The sequence below is a fragment of the Amycolatopsis sp. NPDC098790 genome, from assembly GCF_044759945.1.
Taxonomy (GTDB): Bacteria; Actinomycetota; Actinomycetes; order Mycobacteriales; family Pseudonocardiaceae; genus Amycolatopsis.
Genome location: NZ_JBIWAI010000001.1, coordinates 574,444 through 596,974, shown reverse-complemented (window position 1 = coordinate 596,974; position 22,531 = coordinate 574,444). Strand labels below are relative to the sequence as shown.

Here is a 22,531-nt window from a genome sequence, read left to right as displayed (position 1 = left end):
CCATCCTAGGGGGATTTGGGAGACTGGGGTGGTGAGCACTGGAACCGAGCAGTCCAAGGCGTGGTTCGACCGCGCGAAGGCAGCCATCCCGGGCGGGGTGAACTCGCCGGTCCGGGCGTTCAACTCCGTCGGCGGCACCCCGCGGTTCATGGTCCGCGGCGAGGGCCCGCACCTGTGGGACGCCGACGGCAACCGGTACGTCGACCTGGTCTCCTCCTGGGGCCCGATGATCCTGGGCCACGCCCACCCGCACGTCGTCGAGGCGGCGCGCAAGGCGGCGACGTCCGGGCTGTCGTTCGGCACGCCGACCATCGGCGAGGTCGAATTGGCCGAGGAGATCGTCAACCGCGTCGCGCCGGTCGAGCAGGTCCGCCTGGTCAACTCGGGCACCGAGGCGACGATGAGCGCGATCCGGCTGGCCAGGGGCTTCACCGGCCGGACGAAGATCGTCAAGTTCGCCGGGTGTTACCACGGTCACGTCGACGCGCTGCTCGCCCAGGCCGGCTCCGGCGTCGCGACGCTCGGGTTGCCGACGTCGCCGGGTGTCACCGGCGCCCAGGCCGCGGACACGCTGGTGCTGCCCTACAACGACCTCGACGCCGTCCGGCAGTCCTTTGTGGACAACCCGGGCGAGATCGCCGCGGTGATCACCGAGGCCGCGGCCGGCAACATGGGCGCGGTCGCGCCGGACGAGGGCTTCAACGCCGGCCTGCGCGACCTCGCCCACGAGCACGGCGCGCTGCTGGTCATGGACGAGGTGATGACCGGGTTCCGCGTCTCGAGCGCGGGCTGGTTCGGACTCGAAGGCGTGGCCGGCGACCTCTACACGTTCGGCAAGGTGATGTCCGGCGGCCTGCCGGCGGCGGCGTTCGGCGGCCGCGCCGACGTGATGGCCAAGCTGGCCCCGGGCGGGCCGGTCTACCAGGCCGGGACACTCTCCGGGAACCCCGTCGCGGTGGCCACGGGCCTCGCGACGCTGCGCGCGGCCGACCACGCCGTGTACGCGGCCCTCGACGCCAACGCGAAGCGGCTCGGGGACCTCTTCCGCCGCTCGCTGAGCGAAGCGGGGGTGACGAACAACGTCCAGTACGCGGGCAACTTGGTGAGCGTGTTCTTCGGCGAAGCGCCGGTACGCGACTACGCGGGCGCGCAGGCGTCCGAGACGTGGCGGTACCCGGCGTTCTTCCACGCGTTGCTCGACGCCGGCGTGTACGGGCCGCCCAGCGCGTACGAGGCCTGGTTCGTCAACGCGGCGATGGACGACGAAGCGTTCTCGGTGATCGAAGCGGCCCTGCCCGCGGCGGCGCGCGCGGCGGCGGAGGCGGTCAAGTGACCACCGTGGTCCACATGCTGCGGCACGGCGAAGTCCACAATCCCGAAAAGATCCTGTACGGCCGCCTGCCCGGGTACCGGCTGTCCGAGCGCGGGCAGCGTCAGGCGCTGACGGTCGCCGAGGCCGTCGCCGGCCACGACCTGGTGCACGTCGTCGCGTCGCCGCTGCAGCGCGCGCAGGAGACGGCGGGCCCGATCGCCGCGGCGCACCGCCTCGACATCGCGACCGATTCCGGGCTGATCGAGGCGGGAAACCAGTTCGAGGGCCTGCACGTGGCGGTCGGCGACGGCGCGTTGCGGGAGCCGAAGCACTGGCCGAAGCTGGTGAACCCGTTCAAGCCGTCGTGGGGCGAGCCCTACCTCGAGATCGCGCACCGGATGCTCGGCGCGGTCCACCGGGCCCGCCAGGCGGCTGACGGTCACGAGGCGCTGTGCGTGTCGCACCAGCTGCCGATCTGGACGTTGCGCCGGTTCCTCGAGGGCAAGCGCCTGTGGCACGACCCGCGTCGCCGTCAGTGCTCGCTGGCGTCGCTGACGTCACTGGTGTTCGACGGCGACGAGCTGCGCGAGATCGTCTACAGCGAGCCGGCCGGGGCGACCGACCCGAAGGTGACCGGGGCGTGAGGCGGGTCTTCTGCGCGGCGCTCGTCGCGCTGGCCGTGGCGGGGTGCAGCAGCGGCAAGGACGCGGTGGTGCAGGGGAGCAGCTTCAGCTTCGTCTCCCCGGGCGGCAAGGTCGACATCACGTACGACCTCGCGCAGCGCCAGACGTCGCCGGTGCTGGCCGGCGAAGACCTGATGAACGAGGGCAAGCAGCTGTCGATCGCGGACTTCCCGGGCAGGGTCGTGGTGCTCAACCTGTGGGGCCAGTGGTGCGGGCCGTGCCGCACGGAGGTGCCGGAGATGGAGGCGGTGGCCAAGCAGGGCGTCCAGGTGGTCGGCATCGACGTCCGCGACCCGGCGCGCGAGGTGGCGCAGGACTTCGTCCGCGACCGCAAGCTGACGTACCCGTCGATCTACGACCCGGACGGGAGGGTGCTGCTCAAGCTGAGCGGCTACCCGCGCAACATCATCCCGTCGACGATCGTGCTGGACAAGCAGCACCGGGTGGCGGCGGTGTTCCTGCGTCAGGTGCTGGCCCAGGACCTGCTGCCGGTGACGCAGAGGCTGGCGGCCGAAGCCTGACGGTCTTCCAGACAGCCGAAGGCCGAACCGGCACCCCACCCAGACCCCGTCCACCACCCCGATCCGAAGCCTGAACACGGCCGGTGGTGCCGGGTCAAGGCACGCTTTCCCGCCTTGACGCGGTACTACCGGCCGTAGTCACAATCCGGGCCTCGGGGTGGAGGGCACTGCGGGACCGGCGGCCGAAGCCTGATCGCGTGGCTTTTGCCGGATTTTTACCGGCTTGAGTGGTGGTTCGGCTAGGTTTCCCCATGATCGTTTTCGACCTAGGGGAGGACCCATGCTGAAGAAGTTCGCGGTCGTTTTGGTGGCCGCGGCGGCCGCCACCACGGCGGTGTCGGTGCCGGCTTCGGCCGCGGCGGCGTCGGCCGCGCCGGTCTCGGTTCAGGGGTTCACGGTGCTCAAGCAGACGAGCGGCTACGGCCGCACGCTGCGCCTGTGGCTGAACACGAGCAACAACCAGGTGCACGCGAACCTGTCCGGCGCCCGCTACGGAGACAAGCTGTCGATCGGCAGCTGCTGCTACCCGTACACGACGTACGAGACGGTGACGAGCAACGGCCAGTCCGAGCTCAACACGGGCGAGTACGGCAACTACGGCCCAAGCGTGAACGGAGTCTTCGCCAGCGGCGGCGAACTCCACTTCTGACCGGCCGGGGACCGGCAGCGCCCGGCCCGCCTGGCACCCGGCCCGCCTGGCACCCGGCCCGCCTGGCACCCGGCCCGCCTGGCGCCCCGCCCGTCCCTGGGGGGCGTGCCCTTGTCCAGTCTATCGGCGAGGGGCGACAAACCCCGCCGAAAGCCGGCTCAGCGCCGGGGTTGTCCACATTCACTGCGAGCTGTGGACAACTTCGGCGCCGGGCGGTGAGCTGGGCTGGGAGCGTGACCGTTCGTCGCCGGGCGCCGGCGGTGAGCCGGGGTCGGCTGCCCTGCGGGCAGGGCGGTGAGCCACGCCGGCCGTCCCTGGGGGGTGGGATGGCCTGGCGCGCATTGGGTGGTCCGTGCCCGCGGCCGGCCCGCTGCGGCGATGACGTGAATGACTCATTCCTGTCGCCACACGACATGAATGAGTCATTCACGTCATCCCGACCCCGCCCGAACCACCGGGACCAAGGTCCTGAACTGCTGTGACCGAGGTCCTGTGAACCGGCCCCGGAGTTCTCACCCCGACCTCACTGCCTACCCTCAACGGGGTGAACTCCGTGACCGAGCTGGCGATCTCCGGACCGCTGCTGCTCGCCGCGGGCGTCGCGCTGCTGGCCGGGGCCATCTCCTTCGCCTCGCCCTGCGTTGTGCCGCTCGTGCCGGGGTACCTCGCGTACCTCGCCGCTCTCGTCGGGGCCGATGCTCCTGCCGTCAGCGCCGATGAGGAACGCAAAAACGGGCGGTGGGCCGTTCTCGGGGCCGCCCTGCTGTTCGTACTCGGGTTCACCGTCGTCTTCGTCGCCACCCTCGGGACCCTCGTCTGGCTGGCCGACACGCTCGTCCTCAACCAGGACCTCCTCCAGCGCATCGGCGGCGTCCTCACCATCGCCATGGCCCTGGTCTTCCTCGGCTGGATCCCCGGCCTGCAGCGCGAGGTCCGCTCGCACCGCGTTCCCGGCGGCGGCATCTGGGGCGCCCCCGTGCTCGGGGCGATCTTCGGACTCGGCTGGACGCCCTGCATCGGCCCGACGCTCTCCGCCGTCACCACGCTGGCCAGCGCCACCGGCGGGGCCGAGGCCCGCGGGTACCTGCTGATCGCGATCTACTGCCTCGGCCTCGGGCTGCCGTTCCTGCTCATCGCGCTCGGCGCCCGCTGGGCCGTGCGCGCCACCGACTGGGTGCGGCGGCACGGCCGGCAGGTGCAGATCTTCGGCGGCGTGCTGCTGATGATCGTCGGCATCCTGCTCGTCACCGGCGTCTGGGGAGATCTGATGGGCTGGCTGCGCAACGAGCTCGCGAGCGGCCTGGAGCTGCCGCTGTGACCACCACCGAAGCGCCCCCGAAGACCCCACAGGGCCCGACGCCCGCGAAGCGCACCTTCGCCTTCCTCCGCAACACCTGGCGCGGCCTGACGTCGATGCGCACCGCGCTCGTCCTGCTCTTCCTGCTCGCCCTCGCCGCGCTGCCCGGCGCGCTCCTGCCGCAGCGGAAGCTCAACGCCCCCAAGGTCGACGAGTACATCGCCGCCCACGGCTGGTGGGGCCCCCTGCTCGACAAGCTCGAGTTCTACGACGTCTACTCCAGCATCTGGTTTTCGGCCATCTACCTGCTGCTGATGATCTCCCTGGTCGGCTGCCTGACGCCGCGCAGCTTCGACTACGTCAAGGCGATGCGCGCGAAGCCCGTCCTGACCCCGCGCAACCTGGCCCGGATGCCGCACTACCGGCTGGGCCGCGGCAAGTCCGACGTCGAGGCCGAGATCGCCGCCGTCCACAAGCAACTGTCGGGCTGGCGCCGCGTCGAGCGGGAAGAGGCCGACGGCGTCCGGACGATCTCCGCCGAACGCGGGTTCCTGCGCGAGACCGGCAACCTGCTCTTCCACTTCAGCATGCTGGGCCTGATCGTGTTCTTCGCGCTCGGCAAGCTCTACGGCTACGAGGGCCAGGTCATCGTCCAGGCCGACGGCAGCTCGTTCTGCAACTCCGGCATCTACAACTACGACTCCTTCAACGCGGGCCTGCGCGTCGACGGCACCGACCTCGACCCGTTCTGCGTGAAGGTCAACGACTTCACCGTGCGCTACACCCCGGCCGGCGAGCCGGAGTACTACCACGCGAACATCCAGTACCAGTCCGGCGGCGACCTCGACACGGGCACCTGGCGCCCGTACGGCCTCGAGGTCAACTCGCCGCTGCGGACGGCCGGCGACCGCGTCTACCTGCTCGGTCAGGGCTACTCGCCGCAGTTCACGGTGACCTTCCCCAACGGCGACAAGCGCACCCAGAACACGCAGTGGCGCACGGTCGACCCGACCACGATGCTCGCCGAGGGCGCGACGAAGTTCGACCAGCCGGGCATCACCGACGAGGTCCAGCGGCGGACCCGCCAGCTGGCCATCACCGGCCTGTTCGCGCCGACGTCGTTCCTGCACGGCAACGTCCTGACGTCGGCGGCGCCGGAGCTGAACGATCCCGCGGTGGCCGTCGACATCATGCGCGGCGACCTGGGCCTGGACGCCGGGCGCGGCCAGTCGGTGTTCGAGATCGACCAGTCGCTCGTCGACGACGGCAGGCTGAAGAAGATCGCCCGCGAGAACATGAAGGTCGGCCAGGAGATCACGCTCGACGACGGCACGAAGATCCGCTTCGACGGCGTCAACCACTGGGTCTCCCTGCAGGTCTCCCACGACCCGACGCAGGGGTTCGTGCTCGGCTTCGCCATCGCGATGTTCCTCGGCCTCGGCGCGTCCCTGCTGGTCAAGCGCCGCCGGCTGTGGGTGCGGGTGAAGCCGGGGACCGACGACGACCCGGGTACCGTGATCGAGGTCGCCGGACTCGCCCGCACCGACCAGGCGGGCTACGGCGAAGAGTTCCACAAGATCAGTGAACGCCTGATCAGTGGTCAGAAGGGCTGAGGCATGCCGATCAACGAGACGCTGTCGCAGTACAGCGACTGGCTGTACACCACCGCCGCGGCGATCTACGTCGTCGCGCTGATGATGACGCTGGTCGAGCAGGGCTTCGGCGCCAAGGGCAGGCTCGCCACCGAGCGCGCCAAGCTCCGGGCGCGCGAGCTCGTCGGCGCCGGCGGGCCGCCGGTCGAAGAGCTCCCCGACGCGCAGCGCACGACCGGGCGCCCCGAGCGGATCGGCAAGATGGGCGCGTCGCTGCTCGTGCTCGGCGCGCTGCTGCAGCTGGCGGCGATCGTGCTGCGCGGGCTCGCCGTGCACCGCGCGCCGTGGGGCAACATGTACGAGTACGGCATGGCGGTCACCTTCATCACGGTGGTCACCTGGATCGTCGTGATGTGGAAGTTCCCGGTCCGGCACCTCACCGGCTTCCTGCTGCTGCCCGTCGTGATCCTGATGTTCATCAACGGGACGCTGCTCTACACCACCGCGGCGCCGGTGCAGCCCGCGCTGCAGTCGTACTGGCTGGTCATCCACGTCTCCGCGGCCATCATCGGCTCCGGTGTGTTCCTGGTGCCCGGTGTCGCGAGCGTGCTCTACCTGTTCCGCGCGGCCCACGAGAAGGACGAGACGAAGTTCGCCCGGTTCGCCTCGAAGCTGCCCGCGGCCGACGTCCTCGACCGGATCGCCTACCGGACGACCATCTTCGCCTTCCCGGTCTTCACGTTCGGCGTGCTGTGCGGCGCCGTCTGGGCCGAGTCGGCGTGGGGCCGGTTCTGGGGCTGGGACCCCAAGGAGACCGTCGCGTTCATCGCCTGGGTCATCTACGCGGCCTACCTGCACTCGCGGGCGACCGCGGGCTGGCGCGGGGCGCGCGCGGCGGCGATCAACATCGTCGGGTTCGCCGCGATGATCTTCAACCTGTTCTTCGTGAACCTCGTCACCGCGGGCTTGCACTCGTACGCCGGGGTGGGCTGAGCAGGCCGCGAGTACGCCGACTACCGTCGTCACCAGGGGGCGTGATGTCGGGCGGAGTGCGCGGAGGTTTACACCGGTGACCGGACCCAGCGAAGAATCGGCTCCTGGCCACCCCGAACAAGCCGAACCGGCCGCTGCCCCGCAGCAGCCGGAGGGGGCGGCCGGGCTGTTCGCCGAAGACCGGACGGATTCGCACCCGCATCCGGAGCCGCCGGCCGCGCTCGACGCGCAGCCGACGCAGGCCGTCGCGCCGCCGCCCAACCCGGCGGTGTCGGGGCCCCACCAGGTCAACCCGGCGGTGTCCGGGCCGCACCAGGTCAACCCCGCCGTCTCGGGGCCGCACCAGGTCAATCCGGCGGTGTCCGGGCCGCACCAGGTGAACCCGGCCGTTTCGGGGCCGCACCAGGTGCCGCCGGGCTACGGCTACGACCAGAACCTGCCGCCGCTGCAGCCGCAGCAGCAGTACGGCGACCCGGCGCAGCAGTACGCGCAGTACCAGCAGCAACAGCAGGCGGCCGGGCTCCCGCAGCCTCAGGGCGGCAGGCACGCGGCCCCGCAGCAGCCGGGCCACGGCCACGACCTCTCGACCGCGCACCTGGTCAAGCAGGTCAAGCGGCCGCCGCAGTCCGGCTGGCGCAAGGTCGTCTACGTCGGCTCCGGCAAGCTGATCAACCCGGGTGAGAGCCCGGCGGACACGCAGCGCCGTGACCTCATCGCGCGCGTCAACCAGCCCCTGCGCGGCTGCTACAAGATCGCGATGCTGTCGCTGAAGGGCGGCGTCGGCAAGACGACGGTGACGACGACGCTCGGCGCGACGTTCGCCTCCCTGCGCGGCGACCGCGTCGTGGCCGTGGACGCGAACCCGGACCGCGGCACGCTGTCGCAGAAGCTCCCGCTGGAGACGACGGCGACGGTCCGCCACCTGCTGCGCGACGCGGCCCGGATCACGCGCTACAGCGACGTCCGGTCGTACACGTCCCAGGGTGCCAGCCGGCTGGAGATCCTCGCGAGCGAGCAGGACCCGGCCGTGTCCGAGGCGTTCTCCGAGGAGGACTACCGGCGCACGGTCAACCTGCTCGAGCACTTCTACAACATCGTGCTCACCGACTGCGGCACCGGTTTGATGCACTCGGCGATGAAGGGCGTCCTGGACGTCGCGGACGCGCTGGTCGTGGTGTCGTCAGGCTCGGTCGACGGCGCCCGCAGCGCGTCGGCGACGCTCGACTGGCTCGAAGCCCACGGCTACGGCGAGCTGGTCAAGCGCTCGGTGGCGGTGATCAACTCGGTCCGGCCGAAGGGTGGCTCGGTCGACCTGGACAAGCTGTCGGCCCACTTCGGGGCGAAGGTCCGCGCGGTCTGCAAGATCCCGTTCGACCCGCACCTGGAAGAGGGCGCGGAGATCGAGCTGGACCGCCTGACCGGCGACACGCGGCTGGCCCTGCTGGACCTGGCGGCGACGGTGGCCGACGGCTTCGCGACCCCGCTTTCGCAGGGTTACCGCTAGCCCTCCTCGTCCCGGCGCTTGCGCTGCTGTTCGGCCAGCTGGCGCAGGAAGTCGGGATCGTCGTCCGGAGCGATCGGAGCGCGGCGCGGCGGCGAAGTGACCATCCGCTGACCGGCGAACGACCGCCACAGGAGCAGGGCGACGACCAGCGCGCCGACCGCCGCGAGCAGAGCGAGCATGCCGGATCCTTCCGTGTGGGTCCCCCGAGGTTAACCCGTCGGACGGGGTTTCGGCCCGAACCCGGTCGAGCGGGGTGACGACCGGAACACGAATGCCCTTGTGCGGGGGCGGGGACGGTTCCCCTTTACCTGGATACGGCTCCGGGGCGCGGATGGTTCGCGGGACCGCCCCATCGGGCTACGCGGGGGCGGGCTTACCCGCGCCGGCGGAAGTGGCGGCAGCCTCGCTCGAACGACATGAATGACTCATTGCTGTCGTCAGGTGACATGAATGACTCATTCATGTCGCCTGCGGGAACGACGAAGGGCCGCGCGGGCCGGGGAAGTCCCCGTACCCGGCACGGCCCCGCGCCGGAACTCCTTCAGACCTTGCGGGTCGGTTCGCTGGCGTCCGTGGTCAGCTCCGCGAGGAGCTCGTTCACCTCGGACTCCCGGAACCGCCGGTGCCCGCCCGGGGTCCGGATCGAGCCGATCCGGCCCGCCGTCGCCCATCGGGTGACCGTCTTGGGGTCCACCCGGAACAGTGCTGCCACCTCGCCAGGGGTGAGCAGGCGTCCGCCCATCGTCGCGGTCATTTTCCGCCTCCTTAACGACCTCACTGCTATACCGGAGGCAATCCGGGCCCTTCTGGCCCGTCGCGCCGGGGTAGCCAACACGGCAATCGTTGCACTTCACCCGTCGGGTACTCGAACGGTTGTCCAAGAGTAAAGAGCCCTTAAAGGTCAAAACGGACAGGTTGCTTACGTTCTGCAACTAAACTGCCGATCACCTGACGTGCGGAGACGTGGTTCGCCTGGGTCACCGGCCGCCAGACGTGGTCTCAATGGGGGATTGTCCAACCGCATAGAGTGATCCCGTGGATCAGTTGGACCGGAAGATCATCGCGGCGTTGCGCATCAACGGACGGGCCACTTACGCGGACCTCGGGCGGGCCGTCGGGCTCTCCGCGTCGTCGGTGCACGAGCGGGTGGGCAAGCTGGAAGCCGCCGGCGTGATCACCGGCTACCACGCGGTCGTCGACCCGAGCTCGGTCGGCCTCGGCGTCACCGCCCTCGTCAGCATCCACCCGACCGACACCGCGACGGAGGACGACGTCGCCGACGCGCTCGCCGAGCTCGACGAGGTCGAGAGCTGCTACGCGGTCGCGGGTGACGAGGCCTTCGTCGTCAAGGTGCGCGTGTCGACCGTCGACGAGCTGGAGCGGTGCCTCGGCCGCCTCCGGCGCATCCCCGGCGTCGGGCGGACGAACACGACCGTCGTGCTCTCGACGCGCTTCGAGGGCCGCCCGAACAACGCGGGCCTGCAGAAGGACCGGGCGGGCGGGGCGTAGCCTGCCTCGGTGTGAGCAACACACTGCCGCGTGACCTGACGCTGTACCTCCTGGCGCGGTTCGTGCTGGTCGGGGTGATCGCCTGGGTGCTGACCCTGGTCGGCGTGCCCCTGCTGGTCGCGCTGCTCGTCGGCCTGGTCGTCGGGCTGCCGCTGGGCCTGCTGCTGTTCCGCCCGCTGAACGCCCGCGTCACGGCCGGCCTGGCCAAGCGCAACGAAAAGCGCGCCCGGGCCCGCGCCGAGCTCCGCGCGCAGCTGCGTGGCGACGCCCCGGGCAACGCCGAATGAACCACGCGCGCAGCTGGGTCCGCGAGGCCGTCCGGATCATCGAAGCCGACGCGAACCGCAGCGCCGACACCCACCTGCACGTCTTCCCACTGCCCCCGGAGTGGGGCATCGACCTCTACCTCAAGGACGAGTCCGTCCACCCGACCGGCTCGCTGAAGCACCGGCTGGCCCGCTCGCTGTTCCTCTACGGGCTCGTCAACGGCCAGATCGGCCCGGACACCGTGCTCGTCGAGGCGTCCAGCGGGTCGACGGCGGTGTCCGAGGCCTACTTCGCGCGCATGCTCGGCCTGCGGTTCATCACGGTCGTGCCGCGGAAGACGTCGAAGGAGAAGATCGCGCTCATCGAGTTCTACGGCGGTGAGTGCCACTACGTCGACGAAGCCCCGGCGATGTACCCCGAGGCCGAGCGGCTCGCGGCCGAGAGCGGCGGGCACTACCTCGACCAGTTCACCTACGCCGAGCGCGCGACGGACTGGCGCGGCAACAACAACATCGCCGAGTCGGTCTTCGCGCAGATGCGCTCGGAACGCCACCCGATCCCGACGTGGATCGTGGTCGGCGCGGGTACGGGCGGCACGAGCGCGACGTTCGGCCGGTACGTCCGCTACAAGCGCCACACGACGAAGATCTGCGTCGCCGACCCGGAGAACTCGTCGTTCTACGGCGCGTGGGAAACGGGCGCGCTCGACTACGCGACGGGCATGCCGTCGCGGATCGAGGGGATCGGCCGGCCGCGCTGCGAACCGTCGTTCGTGCCGGGCGTCATCGACGAGATGTTCCGGATCCCCGACGCGGGCTCCCTGGCGGCCATCCGGCTGCTGCGCGAGCGCACCGGGCACTGGGCGGGCGGCTCGACCGGAACGAACCTCTACGGCGCGTTCCGGCTCATCTCGCGCATGGTCGAGGACGGCCAGGCGGGCAGCGTCGTGACGCTCCTGTGCGACGGCGGCGAGCGGTACGCGCACACGTACTACAACGACGAGTGGATCGAGGCCCAGGGGATGGACCTGGCGCCGCACACGGCGTTGTTCGAGGAGTTCCTGACGACCGGGAAGTTCTTCGTCCCGGAGGACTAGAAACTCAGCGCCACGGCGGCGAGCACGGCCCAGGCGAGCATCGCCAGGCCGGTGTCGCGCAACGCCGGGATCAGCGCCCGCCCCTGCTGCCCGCCGCCGACCGCGCGGACCGACTTGAGCAGCATCGGCGCCGTCACGAGCGTGATCAGGACCAACGGCTGGAAGACGCCGAGCACGATGCCGAGCACGTACGGCACCGCGAGCAGGACCAGGTACAGCCGCCGCGTCCCGGCGTCGCCGAGGCGGGTGGCCAGGGTGCGCTTGCCGGACTCGACGTCGGTCGGGATGTCACGCAGGTTGTTGGCCGTCAGGACCGCCGTCGAGAAGCTGCCGACGGCGACCGCGCACGCCAGCGCGGCCCAGCTGACCCGGCCCGCCTGGACGTACACCGTGCCCAGGACGCCGGCCAGCCCGAAGAAGACGAACACGGCGATCTCGCCGAAGCCGTAGTAGCCGTAGGGCTTCTTGCCGCCGGTGTAGAACCACGCGCCGAGGATGCACAGCGCGCCCATGACCAGCAGCCACCAGTGCCCGCTGCTGATCACCAGCACGAGCCCCAGCACCCCGGCGAGGCCCAGCGAGACCAGCGCGGCGGTCAGCACGGCCTTCGGCTTGGCGACACCCGAGCCGACCAGCCGCAGCGGGCCGACGCGGTTTTCGTCGGTGCCGCGGATGCCGTCGGAGTAGTCGTTGGCGTAGTTGACGCCGACGATCAGCGAGAGGGAGACCAGCAGCGCCAAGACCGAGCGCCACCACGAGAACGCGTCCAGCGCGACGGCCGCGCCGACGCCCGCCACCACCGGCGCCACCGCGTTGGGCAGCGTCCGGGGCCGGGCCCCCTCGATCCACTCGTTCACTGTCGCCATGGCGCCATTCAACGCCATGGTGATCACCCGCGAGCGGGACCCCGGTCGGTCAGTTGGTGGTCGGCAGCTGCCAGGTGAGCTGGCCGCTGTTCGGGTCGGCTCCCGGGCCGTCGGCCAACGCCGCGCCCGCCGGGAGGAGGACGCCCAAGGCGACGGCGGTGCTGATCAGAGCCGTGCGAAACCAGCGTGTCATGGTGCGTAGCCAAGCGGGTGCACGCCGTGCATGTCAACGAAGTGCCGCCATTCAGCCGCGGAAACCCGACGCAAGTCGGGACTTCACCGCCGCCCGGTCGATCTTGCCTGGACCGCGAAGCGGCAGCTCGGCGGCGTATTCGACTCGCTTCGGCGTCGCCGCCGCGCCGAGTTCGGCCCGGACCGCCGCCCGCAGTTCGTCCGCTTCGCGCGGTTCACCTGCTGGGACGACCAGTGCCACCACGGCCTCGCCCCACTCGGGGTCCGGCACGCCGACGACGCACGCGTCGCGCACGCCCGGCTGGGCGGTCAGCACCCGCTCGACCGCGTTCGCGGACACCTTCACGCCGCCGGTGTTGATCATGTCGTCGGCCCGGCCGAGTACCTCGATCCGGCCGTCTTCGTGACGAACCCCACGGTCGGACGTCGTGAACCAGCCGCCGTCGAACGACTCCGCCGTCAGCTCTGGCTGCCGCCGGTAGCCGTGCGCGAGGACGTCGCCGGCGATGCGGATGCGGTCACCGGTGACGTCGACGCGGACGCCGTCCAGGGGGAAGCCGTCGTAGACGCAGCCGCTCGCCGTCTCGCTCATGCCGTACGCGGGCACGATCGCCACACCCGCGTCGGCCGCGCGCTCGCGCAGGGCCGCCGACGTCGCCGCCGCGCCGACCACGATCGCGTCGAACGTCTTCGCCGCGGCCAGCCCGGCGCCGTCGTCGTCGAGGAGCCGGACCAGCTGGGTCGGCACCAGCGCCGTGTACCGCGGGCCGCCTTTCAAAGCCGCCGCCGCGGCCGCGAAGTCGTCCGGACGGAAGCCGGTGCCGGTCAGGAACACCGGGGACGTCCCCGCGAGCAGCGACCGGACCAGCACCTGCAGCCCGCCGATGTAGTGCGCCGGGGTCGCCAGGAGCCAGTGGCCGGGGCCGCCGAGGCGGGCGTGCGTGGCCTCGGCGGACGCGGTCAGCGCGCGGGCCGACAGCAGCACGCCCTTGGGTGCGCCGGTCGAGCCCGAAGTGGCGATGACCACGGCCGTGCCCGGCTCGGCGGGCTCGGCCGGGGCCATCGCGTCACGCAGCGCGGGGTCGGTGAACGGCAGCACCGCCGGGCCGCCGTCGAGCGCGGCCGCGACCGCGTTCTTCAGCGTGACCAGCGCGGACGGCGACCCGTCGAGGGCGACCGGGAGCAGCTCAGTAGTAATAGGGGACGTCCTTGAAGTCGGGGTCGCGCTTCTGCAGGAACGCGTCACGGCCTTCGACGGCTTCGTCCTGCATGTAGGCCAGGCGCGTGGTCTCGCCGGCGAACAGCTGCTGGCCGACCATGCCGTCGTCGGTGAGGTTGAACGCGTACTTGAGCATCCGCTGCGCCGTCGGCGACTTGCGCGTGATCTCCCACGCCCAGGTCAGGGCCTCTTTTTCGAGGTCGGCGTGCGGGACGACCGCGTTCACCGCGCCCATCTGGTGCATCTGCTCGGCCGAGTACTCGCGGCCGAGGAAGAAGATTTCGCGGGCGAACTTCTGGCCGACCATCTTCGCCAGGTAGGCCGAGCCGTAGCCGCCGTCGAACGAGCCGACGTCGGCGTCGGTCTGCTTGAACTTCGCGTGCTCGGCCGAGGCGAGCGTGAGATCGCACACGACGTGCAGGGAGTGCCCGCCGCCCGCGGCCCAGCCCGGCACGACCGCGATCACCGGTTTCGGCAGGAACCGGATCAGCCGCTGGACCTCGAGGATGTGCAGCCGGCCGGCCCGCGCGGGGTCCACCGTGTCGGAGGTCTCGCCGCTCGCGTACTGATAGCCGGAGCGTCCGCGAATACGCTGGTCACCACCGGAGCAGAACGCCCACCCGCCGTCCTTGGGCGAGGGGCCGTTGCCGGTGAGCAGGACGCAGCCGACGTCCGAGCTCATCCGGGCGTGGTCCAGCGCCCGGTAGAGCTCGTCGACGGTGTGCGGCCGGAAGGCGTTGCGGACCTCCGGACGGTCGAACGCGATGCGCACCACGCGCTTGCCGCCGCGGTTCTCAGCGGAACGGTGGTAGGTGATGTCGGTGAAGGCGAAACCTTCGACCTCGGTCCACGCGGCGGGGTCGAACAGCTCGGAAACTCGGGCGTCATCCACGTTTGGGAGAATAGGACCTGTGGACACTTCTCATCTCGACGGAGCCTGCCGGTGAACCCTTCCACCGCGCAGGCCAGGGTCATCGTCGACGAACTCGTCCGCAACACCGTTTCGCACGTCGTCCTCTGCCCGGGCTCCCGCAACGCGCCGCTGTCGATCGCGCTGTATGACGCGGCGGCGGCCGGGAAGCTCCAGCTCCACGTCCGCATCGACGAGCGCGGCGCCGCGTTCCTCGCCCTCGGCATCGCCGCCCGCACCGGCCGTCCGGTGGCCGTGCTGTGCACGTCCGGCACCGCGGCCGCGAACTTCCACCCCGCCGTCCTCGAGGCCGACCGCGCCGGCGTCCCGCTGATCGTGCTGACCGCCGACCGGCCGCCCGAGCTGAGAGCGGCGGGCGCGTCCCAGGTCATCGACCAGCACCAGCTCTACGGCGCCGCCGCCCGCTACTTCGACGAACTGGCCGTCGCCGAACGGCGGGCCGGCCAGAACTCGTACTGGCGCAGCCAGATCTGCCGCGCCTGGAACGCCGCCTACGGCGAGTGGCGCTGCGGCCCGGTGCACCTGAACATCCCGTTCCGCGAGCCGCTCGTCCCCGACCTGGACGACGACGGTGAGTGGTACGAGTCCCTGGACGGCCGTCCCGACGGCTCCCGCTGGACCGAGCTGCCGGACTTCGGCGCGCTGCCGTCGTTCGTGGTGCCGTCGGCGCGCCACGGCCTGGTCATCGCGTGCGACACCGGCGTCCAGGCGGCCAGCGAGTGGGCCGAGCAGCACGGCTGGCCGGTCGTGTCGGAGACCGGCGGCCTCGGGCTGTCCGGCGGCACGGCGATCTCGTCCGGCGCGTGGCTGCTGGGCGTCGAGGAGTTCATCGCCAAGCACAAGCCGGAGCAGGTGCTCTGCCTCGGCCGGCCGACGGTGTTCCGGCAGATCCAGAAGGTGATCTCGGACCCGTCGGTCGAGGTCCTGCTCGTGCGCCCGGACTCGGACTGGCCGGCGCCCGCGCACAACGTCCGGCAGGTCGGGCAGTGGTTCGACGAGCCGACCAAGCCCGCCGACCCGGAGTGGCTGGCGAGCTGGCGCCGGGCGGACGCGGCGGCGTCTTCGGCGGTCGCGTCGGTGCTGGACGCGGAGGCGTGGCCGTCCGGGCTGCGCGTGGCGTCCGAGCTGGTGGACGCGCTGCCGCCGGACTCGCTGCTGGTGGTGGGCTCGTCCAACCCGACGCGCGACGTCGCGCTGGCGGGCCGGCTGCGCCCGGACGTCCTGGTGCACCGCAACCGCGGGGTCGCGGGCATCGACGGCACGGTCTCGACGGCGATCGGCGCGGCGTACGTCCACCGCGGGCCGTCGTACGCGCTGCTGGGTGACCTGACGTTCCTGCACGACGCTTCGGGGCTTCTGACGGGCCCGGCGGAGCAGCGTCCCGACCTGACGATCGTGGTGTGCAACGACGACGGCGGCGGCATCTTCTCGCTGCTGGAGCAGGGCGCGCCCGAGCACGCGGCGAGCTTCGAGCGCGTGTTCGGCACGCCGCACGGCGCCGACCTGGGGGCGCTGTGCGCCGGCTACCGCGTCCCGCACGTCGTCGCGGAGACGCTGACGGAGTTCCGCGCGGCCCTGCGGCCGGCGCCGGGGCTGCGGGTCGTCGAGGTGCGGGTGGACCGGTCGCGGCACCGCGACCTGCACGGCCGGTTGCGCGCGGCGGTCAGCACGGCTGTTTCGGCGGTCTGACCCGGAGCTTTCACGTGAAAGCTCCGCCTCGGGGCCGGTCAAGCGGTTTCCGGGGCCGGTCCCAGGAGGTAAGAACCTTCCTTCGCCGGTACCTGGGTGCTGCCCGGCTGGCTACGTTCGAGCGCGCTGAACCTCACCCGTTGGAGGGATTCGAATGCGTGCAAGAACGCGCACCGGCTTCGGTGCGCTCGCGGCCGGCGTCGTCTCGGTGCTGCTCGCCGGCACCGCTTCCGCGGCCCCCGCGCCGGGCGCTCCCGGCGCCGGCGACCCCTACTACCCGAACGCCGGCAACGGCGGCACGGACGTGCTCCACTACGACATCCGCCTGACCTACCAGCCGGCGACCGACGTCCTGGCGGGCACGACGACGCTGCTGCTCACCGCCACGCAGGACCTCTCGCGGTTCGACCTCGACTTCGCGCTGAAGGCGTCGAGCGTGCGCGTGAACAACCGCCCCGCGCAGTTCGCGAACCAGACCGGCAACGGCGAGCTCGTCGTCACGCCGGCGCAGCCGCTGCTCAAGGGCCAGACCGCGACCGTCGTCGTCGCCTACTCGGACACGCCGTCGACCGAGACGGTGGACGGCATCAACGCCTGGAAGAAGGGCGCGTTCGGGGCCCTGGGCGTCGACGAGCCGCAGAGCTCGGCGTGGTGGTTCCCGGCCAACGACCACCCGACCGACAAGGCGACCTACGACGTCACGATCGAAGCCCCGGACGACAACGTCGCCATCTCCAACGGCTCGCTGGTCCGGACGCAGAAGAGCCGCGCGGGCTGGACCCGCTGGCAGTGGCGCAGCACGAAGCCGCAGGCCACGTACCTGACGTCGTTCATCGTCGGCAAGTACGAGCTGAACCAGGCGACGACCCCGGACGGCAAGCCGTTCATCTCGGCGTACGGCGCCGACCTCGGCGATTCGCTGTACGCGGCGAAGGCCAGCGTCGAGCGCACGCCGGAGATCAACGAGTTCCTGGCGACCCAGTTCGGGCCGTACCCGTTCGAGGCGGAGGGCGGCGTCGTCACCAGCGGCATCACGTTCTCGCTGGAGAACCAGACCCGGCCGACGTACGGCGCCCGGAACTTCCGCGCCGGGTCGAACACGACGTTGATCGCGCACGAGAACGCCCACCAGTGGTTCGGTGACAGCGTTTCGCTCGGGCGGTGGAGCGACATTTGGCTCAACGAGGGGTTCGCGTCGTACGCGGAGTGGCTTTGGTCGGAGCACGAGGGCGAGGGGACGGTCGCGGAGCTGGCGCAGTACACCTACGACTCGAACCCGGCTGATGGTGATCTGTGGAAGCTCGTTCCGGCTGATCCTGGTGCCGACAACCAGTTCGACAACGCTGTTTACGACCGGGGTGCGTTGGCTCTGCAGGCGTTGCGGACCGCTGTGGGTGACGACGCGTTCTTCTCCATCTTGAAGGCGTGGCAGGCTGCCAAGGGTGGGTCGTCTGGGCGGATCCTCGAGTTCATCGCGTTGGCGGAGAAGATCTCGGGTAAGCCTCTGCACGATCTGTTCCAGACCTGGCTCTACACGGCTGGGAAGCCTTCGGTGGGTCCGAACGGGGCTTCGCCTGCGGCTTTCACCGCTCGTGCGGTGTCGGTGAAGCCTCGGTCCTATGACCAGATCCAGGCGAACCACCGGAATCTCGCCGTCGAACACGCTCACTGAGCGGGACCGCTACGCTCGCGGCGTGAGCACTAGAGGTGAGCGGGTGAGGCGCGTCGGGTGGTGGGTTGCCCTCGGCGTTGCCTCGCTCCTCACTGTGATGTGTGTTTGTCTCCTGTTCGCGGCCATTCGCAACGATGGTGCTATCTCCGCGCAGCTGGGTACGGCGAATGCGACGGTCGACTCTGTGGCGTTCGATCGGACGATCATCCACTTCGAGACGCCGGATGGGATTGTGCACAGTCCGGCCAATGGGGTGTTGTATCCGGATGGGTTGGCTGCTGGGCAGCTTGTTCGGATCGAGTACGACGCTTCTGATCCGGAGTTGGCTCGGGTTGCTGGGCGGTCGGCTGCTTTGACGCTGCTGCCGCTCGGGAGCTTTGTGTTTTTCACCTGGTTGGTGGCTGGGCCCTTGTTGTGGTGGATTCGGCGGGTTGACAAGCGGGCTCGTGTTGATGAGCCGGTTGCTGTTTGACCTGGGCGGCTGTCGCCGCTGAAGCCTGGTTGCCGGAGGTGGTTGGGTTCCCTCCGCTCCTCGTCCTTTCATTGTTCAACACCGGAAACCCGGCCTCAAGGGCGCCTTCGGCGTCGCTTCGCGATGAGCTTCGCTCACCCTTGACCCCGGGTTTCCAGTGCTGACTGCGGCTGGGACGAGGTTCGGGGGAGGTCTAGGTGCGGCCTTCGGCCCTCCTGGTTCGCTGTCCTCAGCCAGTGGCTTCGCTTGGTCTCGTACTCGACCTCGCCCTGGTCTGCTCCCTCCACCGGGTCCTCGTACTCCGCGGCCGATGTGAATGCCCTGGCGAACGTCATGCCGAGCGAGGCCATCGTTGCCCTTGATGGCTTGTTGACCGCCATTGTCTGGGCGAATATCCGGTTCAGCCCCAGCTCCTCGAAGCCGTACCTGAGCAGCTCTAGCGAGCCCTCCCGGGCATATCCCCGGCGCCACTGGCTTCGCAGCAGGCGGTAGCCCAGCTCGGCTTCGCCCTCGACCTCGGGCTGGTCGGGGCCGTGCGGTGGCCTCAGCAGCCACCAGCCCACGAAGTTCGCTCCCGCGAAGCCCATCCAGAACCCGAAGCCCGGTGCGGTGGCCATCCGTCGCGAGTGGGCCTGCACGACCTCGGCCCGGGTTGCGGCCCGGCCCGTCAGGTAGCGCATCACCTCGGGGTCGGAGTCCAGCTCGTACTCCAGCTCCAGGTGCTCGTCGGACAGGGGCACCAGGGTGAGCCGCGCGGTGTGCAGGGTGGGCATGAGTCGATCGTCACCGGGCGCGCAACCGGATTGGCCCGCGGGGCCGCTGAGGCTTGTTTGCCGAGGTCCGGGTGCGCGCCGCCTAGCCTGCGTGGGCCGTCTCCTGCCACCAGCCCAGTACCTCGTCCGCTACCCCCGGGGCCGCTACCAGCAGGCCGTCCGTTGGCAGCGCCGTGTCCTCTCCGTGCTTGTCCAGCACCACCGCCCCCGCCTCGATCGCCATTGCCACCGAGCCGGCCACGTCCCACTCGTGGTAGCTGTGCAACACCGCTGCCGCCGCGTGGCCCAATGCCACCTGGGCGATCGACAACGCCGCCGAGCCCAGGACCCGGACCCCCGCGTGGGCCGCTGCTGCTCGCTCGATGAAGCCGCCCATCCCTGGCCACGGACCTCGCCTTGCGAACTCCGTGCACACCAGCGCCCCCGCCGTCACGCACCTGTCCGTCAGCTGGACCGGTTTGCCGTTCGCCCTTGCTCCACGGCCGCGGGCTGCCGCGTAGATCTGGGCTCGGTACGGGTCTGCCACCACCCCCACCACCGGGCCGGCCGCGTCCACCAGCGCCAAGCTGTACGCGCACCACGGGACGCCCGCCACGTAGTTCGCCGTTCCGTCCACCGAGTCCACCACCCAGCGGTACTCCGCGACGTCCGCTCCGTGGTCCGCGCCGAACTCGTGGCCGACCACCGGGATGCCCGGGAACTCCGCCGTCAGCACTCGCCTGGTGTGGCGCTCCAGGATGCGGTCGGTGTCGGTGACCCAGTCGAACGGCGAATCCAGCGTGGACGGGTGGGCGCCGCGGCCGGCGGTCGCGGTGATCACGTCGGTGGCGTCGTTGGCCAGCCGCCCGGCCACTTCGAGCGCCCTCGACAGCAGGCCGGGCTCGACGGGCCTCGGCGGCCGGGAGGACAAGAGGGTCATGCCTGCTTAGTCTGGGCCCCGCTGGTTTCCGGGACACGACCTTGAGATGACATGTCGTAGCCGATCTGTTCCGGCAGCGTTGGCCGCCGTGTCACACGAGCGCCAGGAACGGGTGCGATCGTCCAAGACGTGCGAGTCGCCATAGTCACCGAAAGTTTCCTGCCCCAGGTGAACGGCGTGACCAACTCCGTCCTGCGGGTCGTCGAGCACCTGCGCGAACGCGCCCACGACGTGCTGATCATCGCCCCCGGCCCGGGCCCGGACTCCTACCGCGGCGCCCCCGTGGTCCGGATCCCCGCGCTGGACTTCCCCGGGGTCAACTCCCTGCCGATCGGCGTGCCGACGCGGACCGTGCTCAACGCGCTCACCGCGTTCGGCCCGGACGTCGTGCACCTGGCGTCGCCGTTCGTCGTCGGCGCGCGCGGGCTGGCCGCCGCGAGACGGCTGCGCGTCCCGTCCATCGCCGTCTACCAGACCGACATCGCCGGGTTCGCCCAGGCGTACGGCTTCGGCATCGCCGCGCGCGCCGCGTGGCGGTGGGTGCGGCGGCTGCACTCGCGGGCCGACCGGACCCTCGCCCCCTCCAGCGACTCCGTCGAGCAGCTCGAGCTGCACGGCGTCCCGCGCGTGCACCGCTGGGCGCGGGGCGTCGACATCGAGCGCTTCTCCCCGGACCACGTCGACGCCGCGCTGCGGGCCGAGCTGGCCCCGAACGGGGAGCTGCTCGTCGGGTTCGTCGGCCGGCTGGCGCCCGAGAAGGAGGTCGACCGGCTGGCCGCCCTGGCCGGGATGCCGGGGATCCGCGTGGTCGTCGTCGGCGACGGGCCGGAACTCGAAAACCTGAAGGCGCAACTCCCGGGCGCAGCCTTCCTCGGCGCGAGGTACGGCGACGAGCTCTCGAAGGCGTACGCGAGCTTCGACGTCTTCGTGCACACCGGCCCGCACGAGACGTTCTGCCAGGCGGTGCAGGAGGCGATGGCGTCCGGCCTGCCGGTGCTCGCGCCGGCCGCGGGCGGCCCCAAGGACCTCGTCCTGCCCGGCCGCACCGGCTACCTGCTGCCCGCCGACCGCGAGGGCTTCGGCCCGGCGCTCGTCGAGAAGGTCGACGCGCTGCGCGACGCCGCGTTGCGCGAGAGGCTCGGCGAGAAGGCGCGCAAGGTCGTGCTGGGCCGCACCTGGCCCGCCGTCTGCCACGAGCTGCTCGGGCACTACGAAGCCGTGCGGGGCCGGGCCGCCCGCGCGGCCTGACATGCACATCGTCCAGCTCGCGAACTTCTACGGGCCGCGCTCGGGCGGGTTGCGCACGGCGTTGCACCACCTCGGCGCCGGCTACGTCGCGAGCGGCCACGCCGTGACGCTCGTCGTGCCCGGCACCCGCTACGCCGACGAGGTCCTGCCGACCGGCGTGCGGCGGTTCTCCCTGCCGGCCCCGAAGATCCCCGGCACCGGCGGCTACCGGGCCGTCGACCCGCACCGCGTCCGCGCGGTCCTGCGAAGACTCGAACCCGACCGGCTGGAGGTCTCGGACCGGCTGACGCTGCGGGGGATGGGTGGCTGGGCGCGGCGGCACGGCGTCCCGAGCACGGTCATCTCCCACGAGCGGCTCGACCGCCTGCTGGAGCAGTTCCTGCTGCCCGAGCCGGTCGCGCGGCGCGTCGCCGACGTCGCGAACCGGCGGATGGCCGCGAGCTACGACACGGTCGTCTGCACGACGGCGTTCGCCCGCGCGGAGTTCGACCGGATCGCCGCGCCGAACGTCCACCGCGTCCCGCTCGGCGTCGACCTGTCGACGTTCCGGCCCGCCATGCGCGACACCGGCTGGCGCACCGACCTGGCCTCCGGCGCGGACGCCCTGCTCGTCCACTGTGGACGGCTGTCGCCGGAGAAGCACGTGGAGCGCAGCGTGGACACCGTCGCTTCGCTGACCGATGCCGGGGTGAAGGTCCGGCTGGTGGTGGCCGGGGACGGGCCGCGACGGCGGGCCCTCGAACGCCGGGCGCGCGGGCTGCCGGTGACGTTCCTGGGGTTCCTGTCCGGCCGCGGCGACGTCGCGCGGCTGCTGGCGAGCGCGGACGTCTCACTGGCGCCCGGGCCGCACGAGACGTTCGGGCTGGCCGCGCTGGAGGCCCTGGCTTCGGGGACGCCGGTGGTGGTGTCGGCCTCGTCGGCGCTGCGCGAGATCGTCCGGCCGGGCTGTGGCGCGGCGGTGGACGACCACGCGCCGGCGTTCGCCACGGCCGTCACGGACCTGCTGGACAGCCCGGAGGACGCGCGCCGTGCGGCGGCGCGGGCAAGGGCCGAGGAGTTCACCTGGCCCGCCGCGGTGGCGGGCATGCTGGCCACGTTCCGCTGAGTGACCCGGACTAATCTCAGGT

General features: G+C 71.1%; 24 protein-coding genes. 16 read left to right on the top strand and 8 right to left on the bottom strand.

The features are described 5' to 3' along the window. Nucleotides 1–31 precede the first annotated feature (31 nt). The 8 genes from hemL to ACIQWX_RS03010 all read left to right on the top strand — a co-directional run bounded on the left by hemL (nt 32) and on the right by ACIQWX_RS03010 (nt 8,551). On the top strand, nt 32–1,333 hold the full coding sequence (hemL, locus tag ACIQWX_RS03045) for a glutamate-1-semialdehyde 2,1-aminomutase (protein WP_400864751.1): 1,302 nt from the start codon (nt 32–34) through the stop codon (nt 1,331–1,333). Continuing rightward, complete coding sequence (locus ACIQWX_RS03040) at nt 1,330–1,956, top strand: histidine phosphatase family protein (RefSeq protein ID WP_400864749.1); 627 nt, start codon at nt 1,330–1,332, stop codon at nt 1,954–1,956. The genes hemL and ACIQWX_RS03040 overlap by 4 nt, the downstream gene beginning before the upstream one ends. Beyond that, the gene (locus ACIQWX_RS03035; protein ID WP_400864747.1) at nt 1,953–2,516 is read left to right on the top strand and encodes a TlpA family protein disulfide reductase; all 564 of its coding nucleotides are present in this window, start codon (nt 1,953–1,955) and stop codon (nt 2,514–2,516) included. Before ACIQWX_RS03040 ends, ACIQWX_RS03035 begins: the two co-directional genes overlap by 4 nt. A gap of 280 nt (nt 2,517–2,796) precedes the next feature. Beyond that, the gene (locus ACIQWX_RS03030) at nt 2,797–3,165 is read left to right on the top strand and encodes a hypothetical protein (RefSeq protein ID WP_400864744.1); all 369 of its coding nucleotides are present in this window, start codon (nt 2,797–2,799) and stop codon (nt 3,163–3,165) included. Nucleotides 3,166–3,709: 544 nt separating this feature from the next. Continuing rightward, the gene (locus ACIQWX_RS03025) at nt 3,710–4,483 is read left to right on the top strand and encodes a cytochrome c biogenesis CcdA family protein (protein WP_400864741.1); all 774 of its coding nucleotides are present in this window, start codon (nt 3,710–3,712) and stop codon (nt 4,481–4,483) included. Then, entirely contained in the window at nt 4,480–6,075 is a 1,596-nt protein-coding gene (locus tag ACIQWX_RS03020) for a cytochrome c biogenesis protein ResB (protein WP_400864738.1), read from the top strand. Before ACIQWX_RS03025 ends, ACIQWX_RS03020 begins: the two co-directional genes overlap by 4 nt. 3 nt (nt 6,076–6,078) lie before the next feature. Further along, the gene (gene ccsB / locus ACIQWX_RS03015) at nt 6,079–7,047 is read left to right on the top strand and encodes a c-type cytochrome biogenesis protein CcsB (RefSeq protein ID WP_400864735.1); all 969 of its coding nucleotides are present in this window, start codon (nt 6,079–6,081) and stop codon (nt 7,045–7,047) included. 76 nt (nt 7,048–7,123) lie between these two features. After that, nucleotides 7,124–8,551 carry an AAA family ATPase gene (locus ACIQWX_RS03010; RefSeq protein ID WP_400864732.1) on the top strand — a complete coding sequence of 476 codons (1,428 nt, stop codon included), beginning with the start codon at nt 7,124–7,126 and terminating at the stop codon, nt 8,549–8,551. On the opposite strand, the gene ACIQWX_RS03005 is transcribed toward ACIQWX_RS03010, so the two are convergent. Then, a complete protein-coding gene (locus ACIQWX_RS03005; protein WP_086677865.1) occupies nt 8,548–8,730 on the bottom strand; it encodes a hypothetical protein in 183 nt (60 codons plus the stop codon). The two genes, ACIQWX_RS03010 and ACIQWX_RS03005, sit on opposite strands and share 4 nt — an antisense overlap. Nucleotides 8,731–9,092: 362 nt before the next feature. Continuing rightward, complete coding sequence (locus ACIQWX_RS03000; RefSeq protein ID WP_400864729.1) at nt 9,093–9,305, bottom strand: BldC family transcriptional regulator; 213 nt, start codon at nt 9,303–9,305, stop codon at nt 9,093–9,095. Nucleotides 9,306–9,586: 281 nt separating this feature from the next. On the opposite strand from ACIQWX_RS03000, the gene ACIQWX_RS02995 reads away from it, so the two are divergent. From ACIQWX_RS02995 to ACIQWX_RS02985, 3 genes are read left to right on the top strand one after another with little or no spacing between them, the layout of a single operon-like run. Beyond that, nucleotides 9,587–10,060 carry an Lrp/AsnC family transcriptional regulator gene (locus ACIQWX_RS02995; RefSeq protein WP_400864726.1) on the top strand — a complete coding sequence of 158 codons (474 nt, stop codon included), beginning with the start codon at nt 9,587–9,589 and terminating at the stop codon, nt 10,058–10,060. A gap of 11 nt (nt 10,061–10,071) precedes the next feature. Continuing rightward, nucleotides 10,072–10,347: a DUF4229 domain-containing protein gene (locus tag ACIQWX_RS02990; protein WP_400864723.1), complete on the top strand. Its 276-nt coding sequence runs from the start codon at nt 10,072–10,074 to the stop codon at nt 10,345–10,347. Beyond that, a complete protein-coding gene (locus ACIQWX_RS02985) occupies nt 10,344–11,423 on the top strand; it encodes a PLP-dependent cysteine synthase family protein (RefSeq protein ID WP_400864720.1) in 1,080 nt (359 codons plus the stop codon). The genes ACIQWX_RS02990 and ACIQWX_RS02985 overlap by 4 nt, the downstream gene beginning before the upstream one ends. Here ACIQWX_RS02985 and ACIQWX_RS02980 read toward each other — a convergent pair. Genes ACIQWX_RS02980 through ACIQWX_RS02965 form a run of 4 tightly spaced genes read right to left on the bottom strand, consistent with a single transcriptional unit; the run spans nt 11,420 to nt 14,592 of the window. Then, the gene (locus ACIQWX_RS02980; protein ID WP_400864717.1) at nt 11,420–12,289 is read right to left on the bottom strand and encodes a 1,4-dihydroxy-2-naphthoate polyprenyltransferase; all 870 of its coding nucleotides are present in this window, start codon (nt 12,287–12,289) and stop codon (nt 11,420–11,422) included. The genes ACIQWX_RS02985 and ACIQWX_RS02980 overlap by 4 nt on opposite strands. Nucleotides 12,290–12,338: 49 nt before the next feature. After that, nucleotides 12,339–12,482 (bottom strand): hypothetical protein, encoded by a 144-nt coding sequence (locus ACIQWX_RS02975; RefSeq protein ID WP_400864714.1) that lies wholly within the window; start codon nt 12,480–12,482, stop codon nt 12,339–12,341. A gap of 51 nt (nt 12,483–12,533) precedes the next feature. Beyond that, nucleotides 12,534–13,667 carry an o-succinylbenzoate--CoA ligase gene (gene menE / locus ACIQWX_RS02970; protein WP_400869370.1) on the bottom strand — a complete coding sequence of 378 codons (1,134 nt, stop codon included), beginning with the start codon at nt 13,665–13,667 and terminating at the stop codon, nt 12,534–12,536. A gap of 1 nt (nt 13,668) precedes the next feature. Next, nucleotides 13,669–14,592 (bottom strand): 1,4-dihydroxy-2-naphthoyl-CoA synthase, encoded by a 924-nt coding sequence (locus ACIQWX_RS02965; protein WP_364616234.1) that lies wholly within the window; start codon nt 14,590–14,592, stop codon nt 13,669–13,671. 51 nt (nt 14,593–14,643) lie between these two features. Between ACIQWX_RS02965 and menD the strand changes: the two genes are divergently transcribed. From menD to ACIQWX_RS02950, 3 genes are all read left to right on the top strand, one after another. Further along, on the top strand, nt 14,644–16,320 hold the full coding sequence (gene menD, locus ACIQWX_RS02960) for a 2-succinyl-5-enolpyruvyl-6-hydroxy-3-cyclohexene-1-carboxylic-acid synthase (protein WP_400864711.1): 1,677 nt from the start codon (nt 14,644–14,646) through the stop codon (nt 16,318–16,320). 154 nt (nt 16,321–16,474) lie between these two features. Beyond that, entirely contained in the window at nt 16,475–17,992 is a 1,518-nt protein-coding gene (locus ACIQWX_RS02955) for a M1 family metallopeptidase (protein WP_400864708.1), read from the top strand. 22 nt (nt 17,993–18,014) lie between these two features. Beyond that, the gene (locus tag ACIQWX_RS02950; protein ID WP_400864705.1) at nt 18,015–18,464 is read left to right on the top strand and encodes a DUF3592 domain-containing protein; all 450 of its coding nucleotides are present in this window, start codon (nt 18,015–18,017) and stop codon (nt 18,462–18,464) included. Nucleotides 18,465–18,598: 134 nt separating this feature from the next. On the opposite strand, the gene ACIQWX_RS02945 is transcribed toward ACIQWX_RS02950, so the two are convergent. Both ACIQWX_RS02945 and ACIQWX_RS02940 read right to left on the bottom strand, forming a co-directional pair. Beyond that, nucleotides 18,599–19,237 carry a GNAT family N-acetyltransferase gene (locus tag ACIQWX_RS02945; RefSeq protein ID WP_400864702.1) on the bottom strand — a complete coding sequence of 213 codons (639 nt, stop codon included), beginning with the start codon at nt 19,235–19,237 and terminating at the stop codon, nt 18,599–18,601. Nucleotides 19,238–19,319: 82 nt separating this feature from the next. Continuing rightward, nucleotides 19,320–20,156, bottom strand: coding sequence for an inositol monophosphatase family protein (locus tag ACIQWX_RS02940; RefSeq protein WP_400864699.1), 837 nt, complete (start codon nt 20,154–20,156; stop codon nt 19,320–19,322). Nucleotides 20,157–20,333: 177 nt separating this feature from the next. Here ACIQWX_RS02940 and ACIQWX_RS02935 point away from each other — a divergent pair, with 177 nt between their 5' ends. Beyond that, nucleotides 20,334–21,404 carry a glycosyltransferase family 4 protein gene (locus tag ACIQWX_RS02935; protein WP_400864696.1) on the top strand — a complete coding sequence of 357 codons (1,071 nt, stop codon included), beginning with the start codon at nt 20,334–20,336 and terminating at the stop codon, nt 21,402–21,404. Nucleotide 21,405: 1 nt separating this feature from the next. Further along, a complete protein-coding gene (locus ACIQWX_RS02930) occupies nt 21,406–22,509 on the top strand; it encodes a glycosyltransferase (RefSeq protein ID WP_400864693.1) in 1,104 nt (367 codons plus the stop codon). Nucleotides 22,510–22,531 lie beyond the last annotated feature (22 nt).

Coding starts and splice junctions, on each gene's coding strand:
- ACIQWX_RS03030 (WP_400864744.1), top strand. CDS start 2,797: ATGCTGAAGAAGTTCGCGGTCGTTTTGGTGGCCGCGGCGGCCGCCACC.
- ccsB (WP_400864735.1), top strand. CDS start 6,079: ATGCCGATCAACGAGACGCTGTCGCAGTACAGCGACTGGCTGTACACC.
- ACIQWX_RS03005 (WP_086677865.1), bottom strand. CDS start 8,730: ATGCTCGCTCTGCTCGCGGCGGTCGGCGCGCTGGTCGTCGCCCTGCTC.
- ACIQWX_RS03000 (WP_400864729.1), bottom strand. CDS start 9,305: ATGACCGCGACGATGGGCGGACGCCTGCTCACCCCTGGCGAGGTGGCA.
- ACIQWX_RS02985 (WP_400864720.1), top strand. CDS start 10,344: ATGAACCACGCGCGCAGCTGGGTCCGCGAGGCCGTCCGGATCATCGAA.
- ACIQWX_RS02980 (WP_400864717.1), bottom strand. CDS start 12,289: ATGGCGACAGTGAACGAGTGGATCGAGGGGGCCCGGCCCCGGACGCTG.
- ACIQWX_RS02975 (WP_400864714.1), bottom strand. CDS start 12,482: ATGACACGCTGGTTTCGCACGGCTCTGATCAGCACCGCCGTCGCCTTG.
- ACIQWX_RS02955 (WP_400864708.1), top strand. CDS start 16,475: ATGCGTGCAAGAACGCGCACCGGCTTCGGTGCGCTCGCGGCCGGCGTC.
- ACIQWX_RS02945 (WP_400864702.1), bottom strand. CDS start 19,237: ATGCCCACCCTGCACACCGCGCGGCTCACCCTGGTGCCCCTGTCCGAC.
- ACIQWX_RS02940 (WP_400864699.1), bottom strand. CDS start 20,156: ATGACCCTCTTGTCCTCCCGGCCGCCGAGGCCCGTCGAGCCCGGCCTG.
- ACIQWX_RS02930 (WP_400864693.1), top strand. CDS start 21,406: ATGCACATCGTCCAGCTCGCGAACTTCTACGGGCCGCGCTCGGGCGGG.